The sequence below is a fragment of the Shewanella fidelis ATCC BAA-318 genome (assembly GCF_000518605.1).
Taxonomy (GTDB): Bacteria; Pseudomonadota; Gammaproteobacteria; order Enterobacterales; family Shewanellaceae; genus Shewanella; species Shewanella fidelis.
Genome location: NZ_JADX01000022.1, coordinates 64,450 through 89,035, shown reverse-complemented (window position 1 = coordinate 89,035; position 24,586 = coordinate 64,450). Strand labels below are relative to the sequence as shown.

The window sequence follows — 24,586 nt, the reverse complement described above, 5'->3', positions numbered from 1 at the left end:
CGTAATTAATAACATTCGATACTATGGTAAAATCAGTGCGCAAATACTACTTTATCGGTTATCGATACCGCTGGTTTTTTCGGCCACGGCTGCAACGGCGCAGTTAAGTGTGGAACACCTAAAACGGGACTCGACAGTGCATAGATCCCATGATTGGTAAATAACCAGAAAATATTACGATCATATTCTACGTATACAGCGTGAGATAAGTTGCCCATGGCAAATTCTGGTACCTTATCTTGGGCAAATGGAGGTACAAAGTATGCTGTAATTTTTGGCTTACTCGTATCCGAAACATCAAACACCTGTAGGCCTGCATTGTAAAAATTAAAGGGTAATATCCCCGGCTTAGATTGCCCAGGTTGAGTATAGTAACCAGTCCTTTTTGGCCCAAAACTGCCTTTTCGCTGACAAAAATCAGTAAACTTAGCATCAATAGGCGGCTTGGGACGAGGCAGCACTCCTACCTTAATCGGTTGCTCAGGATTACTAACATCTATCATATGCACGTCTTTATAAGGCTCAAAGCAATCTTCATTCAATGGATAGCCGCTAAAATAGACAATACCTGTTTGCTCAACTTGCGAAACATCGATAAAGTCACCTTCGGTACCAGCTACGCTTGGTTCAAAATTAAGGTGACTAATAACCTTCATTTCAGCGGGGTTAGAAATATCTACCACATAAAAGCCTAACCCACCCATTGCGGCGTAACCATACTTTCCCCCTTCCTCAACGGGAGTTGGAATAAACAAAGACATCCGAGCGCCCATCCAAGAGGTTCGATTGCCTGCTCGTTTATTAGCTAGGTATGCAGACTCATGCTTTTTATCAAACACAATTTGTCCCGGAACTGATAATTGTTGTAAAAACTTGGGATCTGCAGGGTTGGACATATCCCATGATTGGTATCCCGCGGAATATAGATCATTACCGTATTCTGTTAAGCCATAGCTGGCATCAGGAGCCGCAGCGACAAACATCGTATCACCACCAAACCATGCTGGAATATCTCGAACTCCCGACCCCTGCTGTTTACCCACTGGAGCATCTGGATTATTAATATCAGTGGTACGCTCTGCTAGCAGCACCCAATCTTTAGGTAATGGCCCCCGCATTTCATATACTTTAAAGCCCTTGAGGTGATTAGCATTGCGGATCTCGTTAACTTTATCAGGCTGGGTAAACTTGTTTTTTAGTAAACCAAACCTGCGGATTTCAAAGGCCTGCACCATTACATATTGCTGTCTGGCTTCGCTCCATTGTATTGATGCCGCCCCGAACATATCATCTTCAGAATAGGGGTTAACTTCCTCCCCTTCTGGACCATTAGGCCCCCACTGTTTACCACGAGTATGGATAAGCTTTAACTTTTTCACATCGGTAATATCAAAGATTTTAAGTTCTCGGCGCACATACTGATAAAGATAACGACGCCCATCGAAATCGACAATATTTTGCCATGTATGAAATGGTTCTACGGTAATAGGGTAATAAGCTTCAACCGTCATATTTTTAATATACTGCTCTTTATCCCAATAGCTTAACATTCCATCGAAGGGGTTATTTTCATATGTGTGATAGGTTGCACTAGGATGAATAAAACTACCGTCTTGTTTCATCCCATAACTGCCTTTTTCGGGCTTCAAGGCTTGATGGTTTCCGGTAATCTCAACGACTCGCTTTAGCCATTTGTCTTTAATGTTATCAGCCTGTTCAGTTGCCGCATTTACCGGAAGTGTAAAAAGACACGCAAGAGAAGTTACCGACAACAATGAACATAGCCAGCTCTTCGTGGTTATTTTATTAGTTACAAGCATGATGAAGCTCCTTCTTGAATGCAACGCTCCGTTGAATAACGCATGGTAAATATCAAAGTCAGTGTAAACCCGCGATTAATAACCATACAATAGCAATTGTTCAGTCTGTCATAACAGTTTAGATATAACGAACATATACAACAGTACAGGTTCATTAGACTTATTCGTCGACGATAAAGTCGGCCAACAGCCCAAACCTCTCGCCATAACAAACCTAGGGGTCGAAGTGAGCTTCCTAAATTCAAAAAGGCCCCAGCATTTCTGCTGGAGCCTCATCAAAATATGGCACAGAGATAGCTGGCTTTAACTCTCTATGAAAAACCGGAACCATATGGTTCTTAAAAAATTCCAGATAGCAAAAAGCCCGCTATAAAATAGCGGGCTTTTTTAAATATGACACAGAGATAGCAGATTCTAAACAATAACAACCCTAGGGTTAAAATTTACTACCGCTACAACGAAAAAGGGCTAGTCTTTCGACTAGCCCTTCATCTTGAATATGGCGGAGAGATAGGGATTTGAACCCTAGATGGGCTACAAACCCATGCCGGTTTTCAAGACCGGTGCATTCGACCACTCTGCCATCTCTCCGAACGCCGCAGATAATAGGGGCTACCCGCGGCAATGTAAAGTGTATTTTGTTTCAAAAGCCTAAAAAACAAGCCAATATCTGAAAATAATGTAATTTAGCTTACTGTTTAGCCAAAAAGTGTCCGTTTACAATAGCTCTATATCCGTAAACTCGAGCACATTGACACTTAACCTACCGTTGGCAACAGATTAAACATTTGCAGCAACTGCACGCTAATAATCAATACACCAGCCAAAGTTGCAGCGGCTAAGCCTAAGATCCCACCTTTAACTTGATAACCTTCAATCTGCTGCTTGCGCTGCGCATATACCATAGCTACAGGTAGGAAAATGGCCAAAATAACCAAAGCAAATGCTGCGTAACCTAGCGCTGTAATAAAACCTTGTGGGTAAAACAGAGCAAAACCTAATGGTGGTAAAAAGGTTACTAGGCCAACTTGCACTCGATGACTTGGTGATGAGCTACGCTTTAGCAAATCCGCAATAAAGTCGTATAAACCTAAACTCACTCCTAAAAATGATGTCGCTAATGCCAAATCAGCAAACACAGACACCGCACTGGCAATCATCGGGTTATGCAATAAACGGCTTAATGAACCAATAAAACCATTAAGGCTTTGGCTTGCCATTAAGTCAGGTTGCGCCAATACACCTTGACTCGCCAACATCCACAGAACATATACCATCAAGGGTAAAGACGAACCAACAACGATAATCCAGCGTAGCGCTTTAGTATCTTTTCCTAAGTAACGCACAATCGACGGAATCGAGCCATGGAAGCCGAAAGAGGTAAAAATAACAGGTAAAGACGCGAGGACTAAACCTTGGTGTACAGGCAAGGCAACTAAGTTTTCCACCGACACATGCGGCAGTAATAAAAACAGCATGACCACCAGCGCAATTAACTTTAACGTAAACAAGCTACGGTTAATCATATCTACCGAACGAGTACCAATTGCGACCACAGTACCAATTAACAAGGTGAAGATTATTGCTCCAGCTTGTATCGGAAGTTGCCAGTCAAACCAATTGGTTAACTTGCTATGGATCTGTTCGCCCCCTCCGGCTATGTATGCTGAGCACAATGCATAAAATAAAAACATCATCGAAAAGCTGGCAACAACCTGCCCCTTACGACCTAACAGCTTATTAGCCAAAGTGTGCAGAGTCGCATCAACAGGTGCATGTTGGTGCACTTCTATCATCAATAGTGCTGTGTAAGTCATTAGTGACCAGATTAACAACATCACTAAACTAGCCATGCCAAAGCCTAAACCAGATGCTGCAAGGGGTAATGCCAACATGCCAGCACCAATGGTGGTACCTGCGATAATAAGCATGCTGCCGAAAATTTTACTTTTATTCATTTATGGTGTTCCAAATTAATTGATAAGGCTTCGGAACCGGCATTGATAGTGGCCTACTTCCGAAAAATGGAATTGCCACAATGGAGTGATTAAAACATGAGGAAGAATGAAAAGCCTCTATCTACGCCATTGTGGCTATAGATAGTAGTAAGCCTGAACAGGTGTTAATAACACGTGACTTTCCTTAGTTAGTTCTGTTAATCAAGTACTTATATAACAGTTAGTTAGATGAACTCCCACGATAGGTTGTCCGCGTACTACTGTCAACAAACATATTAGATTAATTGTTAATAAATAGACTCAAAACACCTTGGATTAAAACTTCGTTACATACTGATATTAGGCATCTGCTCATCACTTTGCTAGTTTAGCCATTTAGAATACATATTATTTCGCCTGAAAACTTAACGGTTTAGCCAATCAACATAATAAAAGGACTAGAATGAAAGCCCTAAAAACTGCCGCGTTAAGCCTATTTATACTGGCTATGGCTGGATGTGCTAATCACAACAAGCCTCCCGAGTATCTTACCTATGTACAGATAGGTGATGAGGTGCCAATCAGTCGATTTGTTGATACCCAAGGTAACAACATTGATTTGACCCAATCAAGCAACAATAAACTGCTGATCCTATTTGCGACCTGGTGCCACGACTCTCAACGCACCATGCAGCAACTAGCAAATTCTGACCTGCACTTAAGCCCTAATATTGACATTATAGGCATAGGCCGAGAAGAGAACGCCGATGCGTTAACTGCTTTTGCTACTAAGTACGAACTGAATTTTCCACTGGTTGCAGATGAAGATCGCAGCATCTATTCAATGTTTGCTAATAGCGGTATTCCAAGATTGATCTTATTAGATCCTGATAATAAAGTGGTTAAAACTATTATTGGTGAGAAAGAAAACACAATAGACGAAGTCGTTTGGTAATAGCGATTGGTGCCAAAGGAGAGACAAGGAAGATTATGAGCAAAATCATCACCGAAACACCAAGACTGATTATCAGAGAGTTTAACCTCGATGACGTACAAGCTGTATATGATTTTAATGCTGACGAAAGAGTCAATCTCTATACTGGTGACGCAGGCGTGATTAAATCTCTGGCTGATGCCGAACGCATCATTCGCGATATTTGGCTAACTGAGTACCTACAATTTGGTTATGCACGCTGGGCTGTAGTATTAAAGCAAACTGGTAAAGTCATCGGCTTTTGCGGTTTTAAAAACGATTATCGCATTAATGAGACCGATATAGGTTATCGCTTTGCACCTGAATATTGGGGACAAGGATTTGCCACCGAGGCCAATCAGGCCTGTATTGATTATGCTAAAGCTCATATGGATCTCGACTATATCGTTGGCGATGTCGTAGACCGTAATCATGCTTCAATCAACGTACTGAAAAAGCTAGGTATGAATTTCAACAAAAAATTTCAAAGCTTTGGCTTTATGATCCAGCGTTACGATATGTATTTAAAAAGCTAACAACGATCAATACTCATCAATATAGTGACAATAAAGTCCAACGAGCCCTTTTTGAGTCAGCGGACTTTGTTGTCATTTCATACTAACTCGCGATGCCTTTCACCTGTACATGACAACTGCCAGTCTCAGAGGGTGTTAAACTGTTTAAGTGATCAATAAGCTTAAAGCACAGTTCAATATATTGAATCGCCTCGGCCTTACCCACCTCATAATTTACCGCATGAGCAACTCGGTTTCGCAATTGGCGCAGTTCACTAAACAACTTACCTTGCTTAGTGTTTATCAGTGCTTCACTTATTAAAATATTCTCAATGTGCTTATAACGGGTGTTTTTATCTAAGGTGATATTGTCACAATGCAGTTTTATGAGTCGCTCAGCAGCTAAGTCTACTTGCTCCCAAGTTTCCAAAACTGCTGAATTGGGTAAGTTATTTGCAGAGGCAATGAGCAAAGCTTTCTTATCGGTTTTTAGTTCAGGAAACACACCTTCAGCTTGAGCGGTCACCGCCTTTAACCCTTGGCCAAACTCCAATTCTAAATCTTTAAACTTTAACTTTTTAGCCAGCGGAATAAGCTTAGCCAACGGCCGTTTTAAGCTGACCACCGCAAACACGACTACCAGCGGCCAAATCAGTTTATCAATTAACGCGATTGTAAATTGCATCCAGTCCATGGTGCTCCCTTTTAAGCTACGGCTTAGCTCATCAGGTTAACAAGATTCTAGCGCTAAATAAAACCACTTAATTTATCTTCTGATAGGTGTTTGTTTGCCAATCGAACACATACTCAACGCCCTGCCACTCATAAATAGTGCGACCATCGCGCTGGATCACTCGCGCATTTTCTGGCAACCGGCTTAAGCCAGATGCATAACTAACACTTGTTGTGACTCGTTCTGGCGGGCGGATAACTTTCGGCTCGGGCGCTTTATATGCAGGGCGCGAATAACGATAAGGTGTGTAATAACGGTTATCGTAGCCATAAGGGTAACGCCAACGAGAGCCAATTCCCCAGTTGTACCCTGGCCGCCAACCGGGGCGATAATAACGGCTGTTGTAAGGATAACCATACCAACCATTTGACACCCCGACATTCCAGCGCCAAGGATCACGATAATCAGAGTTACTCCAACCGACCCCGACACTGACATTGTTCAATACTAGCGACGGCGTTAGCATAGCTGACGCGCTAGTTTCTGCCGCTACAGGCATCAGCCATAACAAGCCTGATAAAGCTGCCACAGAGGCGCTTAACTTTGACGTTTGCATCTCTATCCTCCAATGTGGCTTATCGCCAACAAATGTAGAATCTGTTAATTCAGTGTACGCGCAAATAAGCAGTAAACCAATGTCAGTCGCTACGCCTTTATGCATTATGGTTATTGCATCAGTAATCGCTGAAATATTTTGAGGCCACGCTTTGATGAACAAGCGTTTAACGCACGTTCGAATAATGCTATAGTGCGCGCCATATCACAGTTTATAGCGATGAGAATTCCCCTATGAGTTTTAAGGATTTGCGCAGCTTTATAGACCACCTAGAAACCAATGGTGAGCTTAAGCGTATTAGTCATCCAGTTGATCCTCATTTGGAAATGACAGAGATAGCCGATCGCGTTTTACGCGCTAAAGGCCCTGCTCTGTTATTCGAAAATCCGGTCGGCAAGGATATGCCTGTGCTTGCTAACTTATTTGGTACGCCAAAACGTGTAGCAATGGCCTTAGGTAAAGAGGATCCTCTCGCATTGCGCGATGTAGGTGAGCTACTGGCATTTTTAAAAGAGCCAGAGCCACCACGTGGATTTAAAGACGCTATTTCAAAGATCCCCATGTTTAAGCAAGCATTAAACATGCCGCCAAAAACCGTGCGTAACCCTGCTTGTCAAGAAGTCGTTAAGACAGGTGACGATGTTGATTTAACTCAGCTACCCATCCAGCATTGTTGGCCTGGCGATGTAGCCCCCCTTGTCACTTGGGGCTTAACTATCACTAAAGGGCCAAGGCAAAAGCGCCAAAACTTAGGGATCTACCGTCAGCAGCTACTCGGTAAAAACAAACTCATTATGCGCTGGCTTGACCATCGCGGCGGCGCGCTAGACTTTAAAGACTTCAAAGAGAAGCACCCTGGAGAACGCTACCCAGTGGTTGTTGCTTTAGGTTCAGATCCTGTCACCATTTTAGGCGCGGTAACTCCAGTGCCTGACGCCATGAGCGAGTACGCCTTTGCCGGACTACTGCGTGGTGAACGTACTGAAGTATGTAAAGCACTCAGCTGTGATTTAGAAGTGCCAGCCACCAGCGAAATCATCTTAGAAGGTTATATCGACCCAGAAGAGATGGCTGAAGAAGGCCCTTACGGCGATCATACTGGCTATTACAACGAAACAGACTCGTTCCCAGTGTTTACTGTAACCCACATAACTCATCGAAAAGATGCCATTTACCACAGCACCTATACCGGCCGTCCACCTGATGAGCCAGCTATGTTGGGTGTAGCATTAAACGAAGTGTTTGTGCCCATTTTGCGCAAGCAATACCCTGAAATCATCGACTTCTACTTGCCGCCTGAGGGTTGCTCGTATCGTATGGCAGTGATTTCTATTCGTAAACAATACCCGGGTCATGCTAAACGGGTGATGATGGGCGCATGGTCGTTCCTACGTCAGTTTATGTATACCAAGTTTATTGTGATCGTGGATGAAGATGTTAACTGCCGTGATTGGAACGATGTGATTTGGGCAATTACTACCCGAATGGATCCTAAGCGCGATACCGTAATGATCGACAACACCCCAATTGACTACCTCGACTTTGCTTCACCAGTAGCAGGTCTTGGCTCAAAAATGGGTATGGATGCAACCAATAAATGGGAAGGTGAAACTGACCGTGAATGGGGAACTCCAATTGTAATGGATGAAGCGGTTAAACAAAAAGTCGATGCTATCTGGGATGATCTAGGCATTGACGATGCACCAACCCTATAACGATAATGCGCTTTGCATTAGTTAATCATTATATTGCCTACTGCCTGTTAGCAGGTGGATAAATTTAGACTGAATAAGCCCCCAAAGAGGGGCTCATCAAGGAACAAAGATGAACACCATAAGCTGTACAATAGAAAAAGTAGCGCCATTTAATAACGCGGTATTTCAGGTTATCTTAAAACCAAGTAAGCCGTTTGAGTTTAAAGCGGGACAATACCTTTGCGTAGTCATGGGTGAAAAAGATAAACGCCCATTCTCTATCGCCTCAGCCCCAGATGCTGAACATATTGAGCTACATATCGGCGCAGCTGTTAGCGAAAGCTACCCAATGCAAGTGGTTGAACGTCTAAAGGAATGCCTAGCCACAGGCAACAGCATTGAAATTGAAGTACCAGGTGGCGATGCTCACTTACGCGCAGATAGCCAGCGCCCTCGCCTACTGATTGCTGGCGGTACAGGATTTTCTTATATCAAGAGTATTGTTGAGCAAAAAATTGCCCTTGGCCAAAAAATTGAAACGACTTTGTACTGGGGTTGCCGCAACCAAGATGCCATGTATTACGAAACTATTGCCCGTGAATGGCATGATGCACACCCATGGTTAAACTTTATTCCAGTCATTGAAGAAGCCAGCGCTGACTGGAAAGGCAAAGAAGCTAACCTACTAGAGCAGATTAAAAACGATTTCGACAGTTTAAAAGGTTATGACATCTATATTGCTGGTCGTTTTGATATGGTTGGTGCCGCGCGTGAGCTATTCCGCACTATGGGCGTTGAAGAAGATCACCTCTACGGTGATGCGTTTGCGTTTATTAAGTAAAACTAATCAGTACGATTTAACAAAGGCGAGAGGATGAATAATCCACTCGCCTTTTTTATCGCCCAAACTCTTGGCTTTAATTTTTAACTTTAACTTCGTTACTTGCCACACTGGCACGCTCGGTCACTCTAGGCTCAATGTCCATAAACTGCGGAGGTAAGTGTGGCTCATGCAAACGCGCAATTAGCGCATTGACTGCCGCGGCACCTAAACGCGCTTTTGATTGGTGAATACTGGTTAACGCTGGCGTCATAAATTTAGCCAGCTGAATGTTGTCGTAGCCAATAACCGATAACTGCTGTGGAATTTGCACTCCACTGCGCTGAGCTTCATGCAGCACACCAATCGCCATCATGTCGTTACACACAAACAGCGCACTTGGTAGCTCCCCTTGAGCTTGTAACTTAGCAAATGCCGCCTTACCGCCCTCGGTTTCAAAGTTTGCTTCAATGACCCAAGCAGGGTTAATTGGCAAGTTCGCTGCATTCATCGCATCAACAAAGCCTTGGTAACGTAAATTAGCCTGCTGACGATTGCGCGGCCCAGTTATACAGCCTATTTCGCTGTGACCATTATCAATCAAGTATTGGGTTGCAAGAATACCACCTTGACGCGAGTGACCTTGGATTCTGTCACAGGAGAAATCGACTTCTCCCCAATCCATCACCACTACAGGTAAGCCTCCTAAGCGGCGGTAAATCTGTGCATCATCACCTTCAAGCATTGCGCACATCATGATCAAACCGTCAACGCGGCGCTCGATTAAGGTGCTTAGCGAGCGTTTCAAACGCTGCGCATCACCTTCGGTATTACACAAAATCAGGTTATAACCTTGCTGATAACAGGCTTGCTCGACACTTTGAACCACTTCAGCATAAAACGGGTTAGTTGAAGTCGTTACTAACATACCTATGGTTTTGGTACAGTTTTGCTTTAAGCTGCGAGCTACCGCAGACGGGCCGTGATAATTCAATTGCTGCGCGGCGTCTTGCACCCGCTTAGCGATATCATCACTTACAAAACGGGTACCATTGATGACATGACTTACTGTCGAGGTCGATACGCTTGCAAGCTTGGCAACATCTTTCATGGTAGCCATCGGGATTAACGTCCTATGTTGTCAGTGATGAAAATTACTGCTCAGCTAAAAACTGTTCAACTTCCGCTAGCGTTGGAATTGATGTTTGTGCCCCAAACCGAGTAACTGAGATAGCTGCTGCACCATGGGCAAATACAACCGCATCATCAATCGTTTGACCTTTAAGCAACCCAGTTACAAACGCACCGTTAAAGGTATCACCAGCCGCAGTTGTGTCAGTCGCTTTAACCTTAAAGCCTGGGATCATCTTACCGTTCCCTTGCTGACTTAAGTAAACACCTTTAGCCCCCAAGGTAATCATCACAGTTGCAATACCTTTCGCGTGTAAAATCGCTGCGGCTTCCGCTGCACTAGCGTCATCGGTAATAGCGATACCAGTTAATACTTCGGCTTCAGTTTCATTTGGGGTGATGATATCAACCATTGCCAATAACCCATCAGGTAAAGCACGTGCAGGCGCTGGATTTAGGATCACTTGGGTGGCATTTGCTTTGGCAATACTCGCCGCTTGCTCAATTCCAGCAAGTGGCGTTTCTAACTGCATCAATAGGTACTTGGCTGCTGCAATTTGGTTGCTATGCTGATTAACAATATCTGCAGTGAGTGCATCATTAGCCTCTGCAGCAATACAGATACTGTTTTCACCGCAATCGCTCACTTGGATCATTGCAATCCCAGTTGGAGTATTGTCAACCATGTGTACCGCAGAAATCTCTATGCCATCTTGAGCAAATGCGCCACGGATCTTTTGTCCAAAGTCGTCATCACCGACACAGGCAATAAAACCAATATCAGCGTGTAAACGTGCAGCCGCTACTGCTTGATTGGCCCCTTTACCACCCGGGATAATTTGGTAATTACGCCCATGCAGGGTTTCACCCGGACGTGGAAAAGATGGCACTTGTAATACATGGTCGGCATTGACACTGCCTAAAACAATTAACTGAGACATTTACATATTCCTTGATGTTCTCTGACTTTCGCTCACTGCAGTTTAGGGGTGAGCGCAGAGGAAGATAGGTCTGCAAGTAAAACGACTAACGCAAAAACGAGTGTGGCAAATTATGCTAAGCGTTGTGATTTATCCCTAAAACCACCATCGAAACGTTTCGATAATTAGTAGAATAATAAAAACGTTTCGATATTGCATGACGTAATAATTTGATCTGTGAAGGCTCTAACAGAAATACCTGTGCTCGATGAAAAGATGTGAATAAAGAATGAGGGAGAGACGATGGGCAAAACAGATCTAACAAACAGCCCCTAGCCCTTAAAGGGCTTCACTGAAAGGAAAAGCAACAGCCAAAGCACTACCTTTGCTGCTTTTGAACTATTGCTTTACCCCGCTTTCCCTAGGTTCTGTTCTTCCTAGGCTCTAAACCCGCTTTAACTTTATTAAAGCTTCACTTTGTCGTATTCATACCAAGCCACAAGGTTACCTAATAGAGGCACAATCCATACAGCGGTATCAGGATCTTTATATATACGGTAAAAATACAGATCGCTATCAATAATCTCATGCTTACGAATTTCACGATAAAAATGCATTGCAGATGAGCTAACCTGCTCAGGTTTCATCAACTCTTTTTGCAACACTTTAACGTGGAATACGTCTACATCTAGGTCATTAATCTTCTCTTGGTACTGAGTAAAGTTGCCTTTAATCTTGTACTTAATTGGCGTGGTCTTGCACTCTTCATCGGTAACACACGCTGCAGAATAAAATTTACCGGTTTTCTCACCCTCATAGATCAGCGACAAACTGATATCTGAACGTACCAACATGTTACCTTTTACCGGAAAATAAACATCAGCATGATAATGATGTTCAATAAAACCGCTGGTACCCGGCTCATCATGAGGAATAATCACCCGGTTATAGCGGATACGCTGTTCCATGACGTGGGTTAAATCGGTAAAGGTTTGCATGTTCAAACCCGCAGGCGTCAAATCAATCGCGGTAATATTAATTAAGCCATTACCTGAACATTTTTGTTTGTCCGCTTCAGGGCAAACAGCCATTGAGTAATAATTACCATCGGTAACCGCAAAACCATTAAATTTGCTTAAATCAGCTAGATGATTAGATTCTGGGGCAAGGTGTTTTTGCCACATTGAGGCGTGCAAGTGCGCCACATCGTTTTTATGGATCAACTGCACATCTTGTTTGGTGCCACCAATATTCAAAGTTATCTGCTTATCGGCATCCCAGCTATTTTTAGCTTTAATCACGCCGTGGTAATCACTGAAATACCAAAAAGAGAGGCCGATTAAGATCGCGATAAGAATGCCACTTAGCTTAACCAGTAATGACACATCCACTAATGCTGCACGCACAGACTCTGCATCATTTACCGCTAACATCTTAATGTGTGAGCGGTTAGAAACATTTAATTGATAGCCGCGACCTGCAATGGTGCGCAACATAACTTCGGGATAGGGTTCTAATTTCTTTCTGAGGGTACTAACACATTGAGTTAATGATGTTGCAGCAACAACACGATCAGGCCAACCTGCTGCGAGCAAGTCTTCCTTGGTACAAACTGAACTCAACGCCAAAATTAATTGATGTAAAACCGCTGACTCTGAAACGGTCAATGTGACGGTCTTGTTATTCGCATGATCAACTAATTGCTTAGCTTCTTCATCCAACTCCAAATAAGGAGTAACTTTCAGCACCCTAAACTCCTAAATACACTAGCTTCAAATCAATAACTGACAAATCTTTACCTGAGTTTACTAAAATAATTTATTAAAAACGTGATTTTGTCCTGAAATCAAAACAGCCATCTAAAATCAGCATGTTAGTGTTCACATATCTCACATTTTTATCATTCAAAAACAATATAAGTAAACCTTATATCTGCAAACGGTTATATAAAACACCCTAAAAATCAAGCATCAAAAATAAAAACCAACAACACTGAAACTGAATTAAAGCTTATTTACCTTATAAGCTTCTGCGCTTAAACATCTGCCCAGTAATTACCACCAAAATAACAAGCCATAACAACATGATCCCATAAAGTGCTGATAGCCCCCATGCAGAAGATGCAAATAGAGCCAAACTTCCGTTACCAGTTTCCATACCGATTAGATTTATCGCACGATAGAGATCTGTTGGGTTTAATGCAATTAAGGCATTAATAATATACTGATTAAAAAAGGACAAGTCTGCAACTAAAATTGTTAATAGCAGCAGGTCATAGATAAGCACAAACATAAACCACACCAATAAAACACTGGCGACCGCCTTAGCTTTTTCAGATGATTTAAGGCTAACAATATATCCCAGCAATATAAAAGCGATGGCCAACAAGATGCTGCTAAAAATGAATTGCCCGAATTGAACCAATAAAAGCTGCGGCTGATAGTTGTCACCAAGTAGCAACAACAGCACTAAAGTTACACCAAATGCAAAGCTGATAGTCGCGCTCATAATTAAACTATGGCCGACGAGTTTACCCATTAAAATTTGCGTTCGGCTAATAGGGTAAGATAACAGCAATAATAAAGTGCCAGACTCATCCTCGCCCACAAATGCATCATAGCTAGCCAGCATCGCTGCTAACGGAATAATAAATACCGAAATTGTCGACAAGCTAGAGATCAACGCATTGAGTTCAGGCAAAGACAGGTGCCCCGCTACAGCGCTGCCCGCAAAGGTGACACTCAAAGATAAAATCAGAAAGATTAGTGAGATAAATAACACCCAACGATTACGTAGGCTATCTTGGATCTCTTTTTTGGCAATGACACATACAGGAGACATCAACATAGCCCTAACTTACCTCAACAACTTGAGCGCATTGGCCCATATAAAAATGATAGATCTCAGCTAAAGCAGGCTCCTTGAGGCTAAAATCAAATAACTGACACTGATTGGTGAGCAGCTTCACCACTGCCGACTTCTGTTGTTTATCCAATAGTAAAGCGTCATCACACAGCATAGATGTGAGCTGTGGTTGCAGCGCTATCGCCTCTAACAGCTGTGGCGAAGTTAAACGTGTTTTAAGGCCGCTTGCAGCACGTAAATCGCTTAAGCTACCCGCAGCTAATGCTTTGCCTTTAGCTAAGATCAGTGCCATATCGATATTGTTTTCAATCAAAGATAACTCGTGAGTGCACACTATCACCCCACAGCCTTGCTGTTTTAGCTCATCGATTTTGCTATACAGAAACTTAGAAGCAACCGGATCTAAGCCAACCGTCGGCTCATCAAGTAGAAGTAACTCAGGTCGAGATAATATCGCTTGAGCAAACCCAAGCCTTTGTTTCATACCTTTAGAATAGGTTTTAAGTGTGCGATCTTGGGCATATTCGAGACCAAACTCTTGTAGTAACTGCTCAACCCGTACCTTGCCAATCCCTTTAAGCGCAGCAAAATAGTTTAAGATCTCCTTTCCTGTCAGCTTGTCATAAAAACTAACATTCTCTGGCAAGTAACCCATTTTAAGATCTGCACGATTACGCAAGCTTGATAGATCTTTACCCAATACATTAACTCGACCTTCGCTAGGTTTAATCAGCCCGAGTAAGATCTTAATTAAAGTCGACTTTCCTGCACCATTATGACCAAGCAACGCCATAGTTTGCCCGCGCTCAACAGCAAAACTGATATCATCCAACGCCTGAAAATCTGCGTAATGATGACGTATATTGCTAGCTGATACTGCTATAGAAGCACTCATTTACTCTCCAAACTTACCGCAGCGATTAGCAGCGGCAACACTCTGTGCACGGTTCAATTATTCCGCAAAAATAGGATTACGCTTAAGCAATGGATAGCTATCAATAATGCCTGTGGCTGCAGTCACTTCAAATTGACGCTGCACCCAGCGCAATACGACTACAATAGGACTATCCATTAAAAAACTCGCCTCAGGATATAGCCAAAATAGCTTGTCGATATTATCGTTAGGCTGATACGCGTTTACACCAACGCCATCTGCGTTGTGATCCCAGCCTAAGTAACCACTCCAATAATTGCCACGACCTTGAAAGCTCCACTCTAGCAGGGCGTCACCGACATATTTTACTTGTGAAAAGTTATCGATAAACTGATTGCCATAAACCTGATTGCCCTCGCCTCCCATCGCCATATAAAAGCCGATATCGTTGTTGGCAAAGTGATTATTAATAATGATGTTGTCACGGGCACCATAGACAAAAATACCTTTGCCTTCTTGACCTTGCACTTGATTTGCACTGCGGTTAACGATCTGCTCAACATGGTTAAGCTCAACGCGTGAATCTTTGCTCATATTGAGCAAGATGCCGAAGTCGATCGCGTCCCAAACTTTATTCCGATGTAAATGAACTCGCTTTGAATCCATGATGGCGTAACCACCATCGACTTGATAACTCTGATTGTTATAGGCTTCATCATCATGGGTATACATGTAATGAATACCGTATTGCTGATCGAATAAATGGTTATCAAACACTTTACTTTGACTGCTGGATTCTAGATACACGCCATCACGCACGCCAGAGATAGTATTTCCCCAAATTTCAGAGCCTATAACATGCTGCAAATGAATGCCGTCACCTCTGTCTAAGGTGTATAAGCTGTTGTTACCCACAATCACATTGTTATTAATTTTAATGTTAGTTAGCTCATCCGCTCGCACACCAAAACCATTGCCTTGCAGGTGATTATTATGAATATAGACGCCGTCACAGCCAGGCTCGATTAATATGGCTGCATCTCGCTCGTAATGGTCATTACCCCAGTTTTTTATCGTGAGACCTGAGATTTCTACATTGCTCGCAAACACAGTAATAGCACTGCCCTTGCCTGCTGCATCAATAACGCTTTGACCAAGGCTAGCTAAGGTGATCGACTCTCGCACAGCAAATGGCGCTTGATAGCGCCCCGGTGCCAGCATGACTTTATCGCCAGCATTGGCCGTTGCCAACGCCGCGGTTAATTCAACACTATTGCTCACCTCAACTGTTGCAGCATGACAAGTGATGCCATAAGCCCCTGAGGCTAACAAGATGCTAAGGCGCAAAACCATAGCAAGGTAACTAGATGCAGAACGATAACAAACTGTTTTACTCATAAGCGTTTATCGCTATTTAGATGACATTACTCGCCAGCGAGTAGCTCAATGGTGATTTGATCATAAGTCAACACTGCGCCACCAAAGTCATTGGCAAACTGAGTCGCTGCTGCTTCAGTTGAAAATGACGCAACTGCAGGTCCCATCACCGCCTTCTTGCTCGTACCGTAAACATACCAAGCGTCGGTTGCATCAATAAAGCTGTTATCACTTGGATGTTCCCAATCTGTAACCGACATATCATGCACCTTCAAATGCGTGATCTGACGCTTGTTCTCTGGCTGCAGGGCAAAATTAAACATATCTCGGGTCGAACAGAATTTTGGCACTATGGTTTCGCCCTTTAATCCCAACTGACCTTTTGGTCCCGGATATTTAGTGATCATCATGCCACACAAATGACAGCGATCATGGTCGTGAATAGGTTGCGCTTCGGTTGACTGCGTTGCTGCATCACCTTGACCACAAGCGTATAAAAATGGAATGAATAACAAGGTGAGTAATAATTTTTTCATAGCGAACCCAATTGGAAGAATACGAGTAATGAGGCACTCACTGCCTTGCCAAATTATTCTGGCAAGGCGTGAGCTTAGTTGTTTAGCAGAGAATTCAACTCCTAACACAAACCTTGCAGGGGCGGTGTATCAGGAGCGAATATCTTGCTAACTTTGCCAATATAACCGGAGAGTTAAATTGCAAAGATTTGGCCAGCGTATAGGATAAACATACGCAAGCACATCATGCCTGCCACGGCACACAGGCCTGATAGATAAAACGCTTTAGCACTGTGGCTGAAGGTTTTACCTGTAGCAAAGTTAAGTAGTAGCGGGCCACCAAAACCTAGACCCACAACACCAAACCAGAACACTGCAGCCCACTCTCCAGTATGGAAAGCTTCGAATGCACTTTGTGCACCGGCATTGCCTGTCATTAGTGAGCTAACAATCATGAAGATGAATAGCATTTCAGCAATCATAATTGGCCATTCAGCACCGTGCAGGATCTTCATATCTTGGCTATGTAGATCTTCTTTAAACATCGATACTGCAACCATTTTGGCCGCTGCTGCACCTGCTGAAATACCAGAAGCAATAAATAGCGCCGGTAAAACAGAGGTATTGATGATAGGGAAACGCACCAATGCCGAGATCAGGAAACCTGTGTAAGCACATACAGCTAAAGCCAGTACAAGCACAGCAATTTCAACTGGACGACGAATACCTTGTAGCTTTTCAACGACTGGCACTAATACTTTTAGTGCTGGTATTTCGCGGATCTCTTCTTCAAAAGCGTATAGACAGATTAGTGCCACTAACGGGATATAAACCGATAGCGCGATAACACCAATCGACATCACTGAATTTAGGTTGTAGTAAACCAGAATTCGCCAGAAGAATAGTGGGTTAGTTAAGTCTAAAACCAGACACAACATACCTAAGCTAATCGTCACAAATGAGATTAATGCTGCAGCCTTATAAAATGGCGTATTGGTTGTTTGCTTCTTGTAGAATCGCAAGAATAACGCAGTGGCTAGCGCACCACCGGAAATACCCGCAAAAAACAAGTACACAGCAATTGGCCAAGGCCAAGCAAGCCCCTCAGACAGACCCATTGTAAATTCAATATTGCCGTCCATATCTATACTCCTAGCTTAACAATAGGTATGTAACGTAAGCTTGGCTCAGTACCAAACCCTGGCTTAATACGCACAGAATCTTTTACTCGTAGCAGCTTACTGATATAGGATGTCGGGTCGTTAATATCACCAAAAATCAGTGCATCATAACGGCACTTCTGTACACAAGCAGGCAGTTCGCCAATGGCAAGTTTGCTGTTTAAGCAGAAGTCACAGTTGTCAGCGACATCGGTTTCTTTATTGATAAAACGTGCGTCATACGGGCAAGCGGCGATACAGTATTTACAACCTGCACACTTAGCTGCGTCCATAGTAACAATGCCTGTTTTCTCATCTCTGTGCGCTGCGCCTGTTGGGCAAACAGTAACACAAGGAGCATTTTTACATTGCTGACATGAGACACGGACAAACTTACGCTCACAACCACACTCAGTGGTTTTACCGCAGTGTGGACAAGGCTGACCTTCTAACCCACCTGAGTGCTGCTCCATCAGCAGTCTCGACTTACCCGCTGGTAAGTTGTTAGCTAGATTACATGCCTCTTTACACTCGCCGCAGCCAGTACATTTATTTTGATCAAACACCATCGCATAATGGGGCTTGTTTGCATCTGACTCACCCTCTTTGACGGAACTGCACCCTAGGGGCGCTATTATCAAAGAGCTGGCTCCTAAGCACTTAAGGAACCTCCGTCTCTCTATATTTTCACTCACAGCATCCTCCAGCTGTCAGCTATTTGGCTGACATATTTATACTTTTTAGGTTTTACGTGACTTTACTCAGATGCAGCCACTGAACGATTAGCTAATTTTTGCTCGGCTCTATAAATTGCATTATTAATTGCAGCACGGTTTACGCTTGGGCTCTTGCTTTCAAGTAGCTTCAGCCATTGCTCGATGGCTTTGTCATACTCGGCGTTTAAATAAGCGTGGGTGGCCAGAAGTAGACGCGATTGTGGTTCATATTCATCCAGCGCAAGTGCTCTGGCGATGACTAAATCGATATCTAAACTCATCTGTCTTTGATCGCGGTAGTACATGGCATTAGCTTTCATACCAAGTACGCTTGCGCTGTCGCCAGAAAGGGCTAACAAATCATCAAGCGTTGCCACCGAATCGCTGTACAAGCCGCCGTCCACGTAGGCTTGAGCCAGATTTAACAATGCAATTTCATTGCTAGGTTGCTCACTAACGAGCTTGGCATTTCTATTGATTTCTGCGGTGATCAGATAATCAATATTGGTGTCGACCACTCCCTTGTCCCAACTATTGAAGTGACCTAATTGTGCATAGAGAGTTAGTGTCGCTGTAAAGAGCACTACAGACAGTGCCATAGGCACCTTTATGCTGACAGAGTGCTCATTTAATCCATCAGCAAAAGGCTGAGCTATCAGGGTTGCACCATGTTTTTGACTAGAGTGATGATGACGCCAAATAAGGGTGATAACTGCACACAAAGTAACAGCGATGCCGATAGCTAAACTATTCATAGTGACTCTCTACAAGCGAAACTAATTCAAACTACAATGTCTGGGCTAAGTGACTAATGACCGCCACCCATCATGCCGCCCATACCCATACCGCTAAGACCCATACCATGTGAGTTCTCGCCTGGGGCTTCGACTTTCACCAACTCAACCTCAAACACTAACGTTGAGCTTGGTGGAATAATGCCAACTTGCTTGTCGCCATAGGCAAGTGCTGCTGGAATAGCAAACTTATAAGTTGACCCCTCATTCATTAATGGGATCCCTTGTTGCCAACCTTCAATCACACTCATAAGTGCAAAACGGTTTGGTTCGTTGCGCTTGTAAGAATCATCAAACTCAGTACCGTCAATTAAGAAACCTTTGTAATGCACGGTAACCACATCTTCAGGGTTTGGCTTACGGCCTTCACCTTCACTGATCACTTCATATTGCAATCCAGAATCCGTGACCATAACGCCATCTTTTTTCTCGTTTTCTGCAAGGTACTTATTACCAGCTGTAAGGTTTTCTAAGGCAATTTTCGCCTCAGCAGCTTCGCGAGCTGTGTTTAGCTGCTCCGCGCGCTGATTTAAATAGGTGAGGATCTCTTCATCTGAAAACTGTGGGTTGTTTTTAAGTGCGTCCACCACACCTTCAATGACAAGGTCTACGTCCACTTCAGCGCCTAGCTCAGTTTGGCTATAAATTTGGCTTGAAATGTACTTACCTAAAGAAGCACCGATACTGTATGACTCTTTTTGAACATCAGAGTTAAGTTCGGTCGCGGCCATTGAATTGGCAGACATAAACAGGGTGAAGCCTGTGACAACAGCTAGGGTAGTTTTTGTAAATGTTTTCATAATAGTTATCTCTTTAAATCAATTCAGTACGTAATACGTTTTGACCCAACATCCTGCTGTTACGGTTTTTCTGTAACTCGATTAGACAAACGCCAACCGTAAATACCATCAGGCATTTGTAATACGTTGGTGTAGCCCATCTTTAATGCTTCATGTGCAGCAATTTCGCTGGCATTGCACAAGCGGTTAGCACAATAAAACACCATTACTGCATCTTTCTTAGCTGGCAGTAACTTTTTCCAATCTTTAACGTTGAAGTAAATTGCACCTGGAATGAACCCTTCTGCCCACAGTTCCAGCGTATTCACATCAAAGAAATAAACCCCTTCCTTGCCAACTAAGGATTCAGCTTCCATCATGCTGATAGTGTTGAGCTGGTGCTCATAGCGATGAGCAGGTGCCATCTCAGAACCACCGCCAGCTAGACAGCTAGCTGAACTTGCAATTAACGTAAGACTTAGCAGAATTTGACCCAGTGCTTTTTTCATCATTTTTCTCTCTAATTGCCTCGGCAATCATTGCTTAGCAATTCATGCCGAGGCGGTTAACTAGTTATGCGGCTTACTTAGCTGCGTAACCTGTTCCATCTAGAATGTTTTGTGCTTGCGTAACATAAGTTAGCGCTGCATCTAGACGCTTCTGGCTATAACGGAAGCCATGCACACCCCAAGAACCGTCTTTCTTGATTAGTTCAACAGTTTCTGCCGCTTTCTCAGCCAACATCAGAACCTGAGTCTTGTCTTCAGTAGACAGCTTAGTTACTTCTAATAGTTGGTCGATGCGTACAAGAGCTTGTTCAACTTTCGAGAACACTTCTTTAACTGGTGTTTGCATCTTCATTACTTCACCGTAGATCTCTAACTGGTCTTCGTAATGTAGGCCTTTTTCAAGCTCAGACTGGAATTGGCTGTGACAACCTTTGTTCTCAACCACGTCGTGGTCAGAGATAGAGGTACGAGCACAAGACCACATTAAGTCTAAGTAGTTACGACCTTCTTCGTTCTTAGCAACTGTCCAGCCTTTACCAGCCTTAGGACCTTGGATACGTGGCTCACCTTCTGGTGGGTTTAGGGTCTTCATAGTTGGGTCAACTTGGATCTTCCACATATGAGACTTACGTACTGCGTCGAAACCAGCTTGGTCAGGGAACTGCAGTGCCTTGAAGTTTTCACAGCTACCCATGTTAGGCATGTGACAGCTTTGACAAGTTTGGTTACTGTGAGTATCAGAGTTCTCAGCAATCAAAGTTTGTGCTTCGTGACAGTCTTTACAGTCTTTCTTAAGCTTTGGAGTGGTGAAACCAGACATCCAGTCGCCATCTGTTACTTCATGTGGATCGTGACATGTAGTACAACGCATGCCCTTCTCGTAGTGCTCAGAGTTATACATCTGAGAACCTTCAGTACCACATGATGGACATAGAGACTTCATCTTCACACCGAATGCGTATTCACGCTTCTCTTGTGCTTGAGGCGTGTCAGCAAGTGTAGGGTCGTACTGGAAGCGTTGGTGACAACGTTCACAGTTAGACTGCATACCGCCAGTACCGCCATCTAAGTGACCACCCGCGCCATGACACTCTTCACAAGCAATACCACGAGAAATGGTGTGCTCTTGTAGCTTCTTAGGATCGCCTAATGCATCAAAGAACTCTTGCTTGTTTTGGAAGTCAAACTTGAACGTATGACAAACTTCACAGTAAGAACTTGCTGGTTGGAACAACATCTCTTTTTCGTACTTAGCACCGTATGAACTCATACCTTGCTGGTGCGAACCAGAACCACCAAAGCCTGCTAAGGTTGTTGGGAATTCAGGGATTACATCATTAATTTTCTTAGACATTTCTGGGGTTAGCCACTCAGCCCAACCACGAGAGAACTGGTTAGCACCCGCTACCATTTTACCGGTACCGTCACGTAATAAACCGTCTCTGATATGGTAAGTACCACGTACTAGCCACGCATCAATGAAACCGTATTTAGTACGAGGTGTACCAACGGTTGCATAGATCATGTCTGGCGTAATACCGTCAGGCAAGATTGAAGTGTCTTTAGTGTTATACATGGTCTTTTCAATATCGTTATCCACTTCAGGGTGTTCACCTGGGAAACGAATTGTTTTAGCGTGACGCGAACGCTGCCATTTCTCATATTGAGTCGCATGACATTCAGCACACTTTTCAGGACCAACGAAGTTGTTTGGATAATCTAGAATTGATTTAGCACCTAAACGATACTGAACCGCACGTGGTGTACCTACGCGCTCACTATAGTTAGGGCTGTGGCCAGTATCTAAATACTCTTCACCACGGTCACTGATATGGTAATCACCAATCAAGTTACCCGCTTCGTGGTACTTAAATACAGGGTGGTTTTCAAAAAGATAGTCGAATAACTCTTCTTCTTGAACGATATAGTCTTGCAGTGTTTTCACACCATTGACCTGCTGCATACCGTCGTAATTAGCAATAACCCCTTTAGCGGTTTTACCCATCTGAGGGATGCTGTCATATTTTCCAGCAGCGTTCGCATTGGCAATGGCACCAAAACAAAACAGCACGCTTAATGCTACCTTGTGTTTCCACCGTCTCATCATTCACTCCTACTTATTTTATTTATTTTTTCACTGTTTTTTGTGGGCTTTTAACAGCACACTTTTTTAAAACTAACCGTTCACCGATTGAGCTAAACAACTGAGCAAGGGCTATTTTCCACATAAAAAACAGTAAAAATCTGCGCTACAGCACACTAAAAAATCCATCAGAAGCGATTAGATATAAAAAATGTATAAGCATTTAAAAACAATAAGATAGGGCGATATAAAAAGATCTTTTTAGATATAAAAATCTTCATTTTATGATTTTTGAACCACAAAAAATCACAAAGGCATGACTGAAAAACAGGCAACAACTCATAGCAAGATTGTGCAAACAGAGACTAGATAAGGCTTTGTAAGCCATCATTATAAAAGTAAGGCAGTGCTGACAATAAAACGGCGGCATTTTTAACTTCTAGCAAATTTAAGCAGCCAAAATTCAAAAGATGTAGTACGTCAAGCAGCTAAAGCTGACTAACCCAATCCTTTTTCTGCCCATTAACTTCTCGTAAAAAAGTGCTAAAAACTGACTGAATACATTCAAGCAGTTTGGAAATTGTCATCCTGAAACAATCTCCTTTACAGGAATATGAACACTGATTTAAGGCACAGAAAAATAGCCAATCGTGCGAAAGAAAGGAAATAGAAAAACACAAAATAGCTGAGACTTATCCTTCTCATTTTAAACTATCAAACTAATAATCCTATTCCCTAGCCAACTCACTTTTATGACGAGTTTATTTTGACTAGAACGATGCAAGGCTGGCTAGCATCTGGAAAATCTAAGTTAACCTGTGAAGCTAAGCCGATAAATAGCTTATTAACGAGATGATAAAAATGCTTAAAATAGGCGCTTAAACATTATTAAAGCCAAATGAAACCTTCTAAAAAAGCCCGTTGTAACAACCATATCATTTCAGCTTTAACCGATTAAGCAGACATCAAGGCAATTAAACATTTTAATTTTACTCTAGCTCCTGCTTTATCACCTACTGTCCAAAAAAACACTAAGCCCGCTCTATATAAAATCGGCTAGCTACGAAATTAGAATCCTTAATAAATTTTTAATTTTTCTTAACCGAAGAAAGCTTGATCCCCCGCCTTCTTAACCGCTAGTTTGGGTATGAGCCTGAGGGCCGAACTTACTATTCAGTTCGGCTCTATTTGATAATAAAAGGCACACCTTAGTTGTACTTGTGTTTCATTCGCAAGTGGGTCTGAAGTGAATAGTAACTAACCATTAGACCAAAAGAAGTTAATGCTTCCCCCATAAGTCGTTCTGTCCTAACCCTCGGCTGCTTATGGGGTCTTTTATTTAAACACTTTAAACAAAAGCTTTATCAACATTGCCTTTAAAGATTGAGGTTCATGTGAAGAAAATAACCTTAGTCCCCTGTTATAGGAGATGCCACTTAGCAGCAGGCGATAATCACTAAACAACCATCTTAGGCTAAAAAAGGAAGTTACCATGCCGAGCCCGCAAACGAATAAAAACAGTTCAAAGAACCAAAGCATTCGAACAAACTATCAAGCTCTGTCTCCTCATAGACAAAAAGCAAAATCCCCAAGTAAACAAGCGATAAAAAGGTGCGCGACTAGGCGTGGAATAGAATGGCATATGGAACAAAGACAGCTAAAGCAAGAACTACAAGAATTCGACATAGCCTAACGAGAACATCATTAATGTTCTTTTTCAGAGAAGCTTTATTGTTCGAAACAAATACAAATTGCACAACAGTTCTTATGTAAAGTTAAAGCTCTGAGATTAAGGTTGCATCAAATAATGAACAT

Annotated in this window: 22 protein-coding genes and 1 tRNA gene; 5 read left to right on the top strand and 18 right to left on the bottom strand. The window is 42.9% G+C overall.

The features are described 5' to 3' along the window. Positions 1 to 32 precede the first annotated feature (32 nt). The 3 genes from L884_RS22020 to L884_RS0111935 all read right to left on the bottom strand — a co-directional run bounded on the left by L884_RS22020 (position 33) and on the right by L884_RS0111935 (position 3,778). The gene (locus L884_RS22020) at positions 33 to 1,820 is read right to left on the bottom strand and encodes an LVIVD repeat-containing protein (protein WP_051435619.1); all 1,788 of its coding nucleotides are present in this window, start codon (positions 1,818 to 1,820) and stop codon (positions 33 to 35) included. A 500-nt stretch (positions 1,821 to 2,320) separates the two neighbouring features. After that, positions 2,321 to 2,411: transfer RNA gene (locus tag L884_RS0111940), tRNA-Ser, on the bottom strand. Positions 2,412 to 2,578: 167 nt separating this feature from the next. Next, on the bottom strand, positions 2,579 to 3,778 hold the full coding sequence (locus tag L884_RS0111935) for an aromatic amino acid transport family protein (RefSeq protein WP_028767729.1): 1,200 nt from the start codon (positions 3,776 to 3,778) through the stop codon (positions 2,579 to 2,581). 442 nt (positions 3,779 to 4,220) lie between these two features. Between L884_RS0111935 and L884_RS0111930 the strand changes: the two genes are divergently transcribed. Both L884_RS0111930 and L884_RS0111925 read left to right on the top strand, forming a co-directional pair. Further along, a complete protein-coding gene (locus tag L884_RS0111930) occupies positions 4,221 to 4,712 on the top strand; it encodes a TlpA family protein disulfide reductase (protein WP_028767728.1) in 492 nt (163 codons plus the stop codon). A 35-nt stretch (positions 4,713 to 4,747) separates the two neighbouring features. After that, entirely contained in the window at positions 4,748 to 5,266 is a 519-nt protein-coding gene (locus L884_RS0111925; RefSeq protein WP_028767727.1) for a GNAT family N-acetyltransferase, read from the top strand. Positions 5,267 to 5,348: 82 nt separating this feature from the next. Here the strand turns inward: L884_RS0111925 and L884_RS0111920 are convergent, their stop codons facing one another. Both L884_RS0111920 and L884_RS0111915 read right to left on the bottom strand, forming a co-directional pair. Beyond that, positions 5,349 to 5,939, bottom strand: coding sequence for a TM1812 family CRISPR-associated protein (locus L884_RS0111920; protein WP_028767726.1), 591 nt, complete (start codon positions 5,937 to 5,939; stop codon positions 5,349 to 5,351). Between the two features lie 67 nt (positions 5,940 to 6,006). Beyond that, complete coding sequence (locus tag L884_RS0111915) at positions 6,007 to 6,639, bottom strand: hypothetical protein (RefSeq protein ID WP_245603116.1); 633 nt, start codon at positions 6,637 to 6,639, stop codon at positions 6,007 to 6,009. Positions 6,640 to 6,767: 128 nt separating this feature from the next. Between L884_RS0111915 and ubiD the strand changes: the two genes are divergently transcribed. Further along, positions 6,768 to 8,249, top strand: coding sequence for a 4-hydroxy-3-polyprenylbenzoate decarboxylase (gene ubiD, locus L884_RS0111910; RefSeq protein WP_028767724.1), 1,482 nt, complete (start codon positions 6,768 to 6,770; stop codon positions 8,247 to 8,249). A 109-nt stretch (positions 8,250 to 8,358) separates the two neighbouring features. Continuing rightward, positions 8,359 to 9,069 (top strand): NAD(P)H-flavin reductase, encoded by a 711-nt coding sequence (fre, locus tag L884_RS0111905; protein ID WP_028767723.1) that lies wholly within the window; start codon positions 8,359 to 8,361, stop codon positions 9,067 to 9,069. A gap of 76 nt (positions 9,070 to 9,145) precedes the next feature. Here fre and L884_RS0111900 read toward each other — a convergent pair whose 3' ends face one another. From L884_RS0111900 to L884_RS0111840, 13 genes are all read right to left on the bottom strand, one after another. Further along, positions 9,146 to 10,168 carry a substrate-binding domain-containing protein gene (locus tag L884_RS0111900; protein WP_028767722.1) on the bottom strand — a complete coding sequence of 341 codons (1,023 nt, stop codon included), beginning with the start codon at positions 10,166 to 10,168 and terminating at the stop codon, positions 9,146 to 9,148. Between the two features lie 34 nt (positions 10,169 to 10,202). Further along, positions 10,203 to 11,120, bottom strand: a complete 918-nt coding sequence (gene rbsK / locus L884_RS0111895) for a ribokinase (protein ID WP_028767721.1) — start codon at positions 11,118 to 11,120, stop codon at positions 10,203 to 10,205. A 443-nt stretch (positions 11,121 to 11,563) separates the two neighbouring features. Further along, a complete protein-coding gene (locus tag L884_RS0111890) occupies positions 11,564 to 12,847 on the bottom strand; it encodes a winged helix-turn-helix domain-containing protein (protein ID WP_028767720.1) in 1,284 nt (427 codons plus the stop codon). A gap of 271 nt (positions 12,848 to 13,118) precedes the next feature. Beyond that, positions 13,119 to 13,946 (bottom strand): ABC transporter permease, encoded by an 828-nt coding sequence (locus L884_RS0111885; RefSeq protein WP_028767719.1) that lies wholly within the window; start codon positions 13,944 to 13,946, stop codon positions 13,119 to 13,121. 4 nt (positions 13,947 to 13,950) lie between these two features. Further along, positions 13,951 to 14,859, bottom strand: coding sequence for an ABC transporter ATP-binding protein (locus L884_RS0111880; protein WP_028767718.1), 909 nt, complete (start codon positions 14,857 to 14,859; stop codon positions 13,951 to 13,953). A 57-nt stretch (positions 14,860 to 14,916) separates the two neighbouring features. Beyond that, positions 14,917 to 16,236, bottom strand: a complete 1,320-nt coding sequence (gene nosD / locus L884_RS0111875) for a nitrous oxide reductase family maturation protein NosD (RefSeq protein ID WP_028767717.1) — start codon at positions 16,234 to 16,236, stop codon at positions 14,917 to 14,919. Between the two features lie 26 nt (positions 16,237 to 16,262). After that, a complete protein-coding gene (locus L884_RS0111870) occupies positions 16,263 to 16,751 on the bottom strand; it encodes a nitrous oxide reductase accessory protein NosL (RefSeq protein WP_028767716.1) in 489 nt (162 codons plus the stop codon). 173 nt (positions 16,752 to 16,924) lie between these two features. Beyond that, positions 16,925 to 17,872, bottom strand: a complete 948-nt coding sequence (nrfD, locus tag L884_RS0111865) for an NrfD/PsrC family molybdoenzyme membrane anchor subunit (RefSeq protein ID WP_028767715.1) — start codon at positions 17,870 to 17,872, stop codon at positions 16,925 to 16,927. Positions 17,873 to 17,874: 2 nt separating this feature from the next. Next, entirely contained in the window at positions 17,875 to 18,585 is a 711-nt protein-coding gene (locus L884_RS0111860) for a 4Fe-4S dicluster domain-containing protein (RefSeq protein ID WP_028767714.1), read from the bottom strand. 62 nt (positions 18,586 to 18,647) lie between these two features. Then, the gene (locus L884_RS0111855; RefSeq protein ID WP_028767713.1) at positions 18,648 to 19,361 is read right to left on the bottom strand and encodes a tetratricopeptide repeat protein; all 714 of its coding nucleotides are present in this window, start codon (positions 19,359 to 19,361) and stop codon (positions 18,648 to 18,650) included. Positions 19,362 to 19,414: 53 nt separating this feature from the next. Further along, positions 19,415 to 20,200: an FKBP-type peptidyl-prolyl cis-trans isomerase gene (locus L884_RS0111850; protein ID WP_028767712.1), complete on the bottom strand. Its 786-nt coding sequence runs from the start codon at positions 20,198 to 20,200 to the stop codon at positions 19,415 to 19,417. Positions 20,201 to 20,259: 59 nt separating this feature from the next. Then, positions 20,260 to 20,688, bottom strand: a complete 429-nt coding sequence (locus L884_RS0111845) for a rhodanese-like domain-containing protein (RefSeq protein WP_028767711.1) — start codon at positions 20,686 to 20,688, stop codon at positions 20,260 to 20,262. Positions 20,689 to 20,761: 73 nt separating this feature from the next. Then, positions 20,762 to 22,792 (bottom strand): cytochrome c3 family protein, encoded by a 2,031-nt coding sequence (locus tag L884_RS0111840; RefSeq protein WP_028767710.1) that lies wholly within the window; start codon positions 22,790 to 22,792, stop codon positions 20,762 to 20,764. Positions 22,793 to 24,263: 1,471 nt separating this feature from the next. Here L884_RS0111840 and L884_RS23460 point away from each other — a divergent pair. Continuing rightward, positions 24,264 to 24,464 (top strand): PA3496 family putative envelope integrity protein, encoded by a 201-nt coding sequence (locus L884_RS23460; RefSeq protein ID WP_028767709.1) that lies wholly within the window; start codon positions 24,264 to 24,266, stop codon positions 24,462 to 24,464. Positions 24,465 to 24,586: the final 122 nt, after the last annotated feature.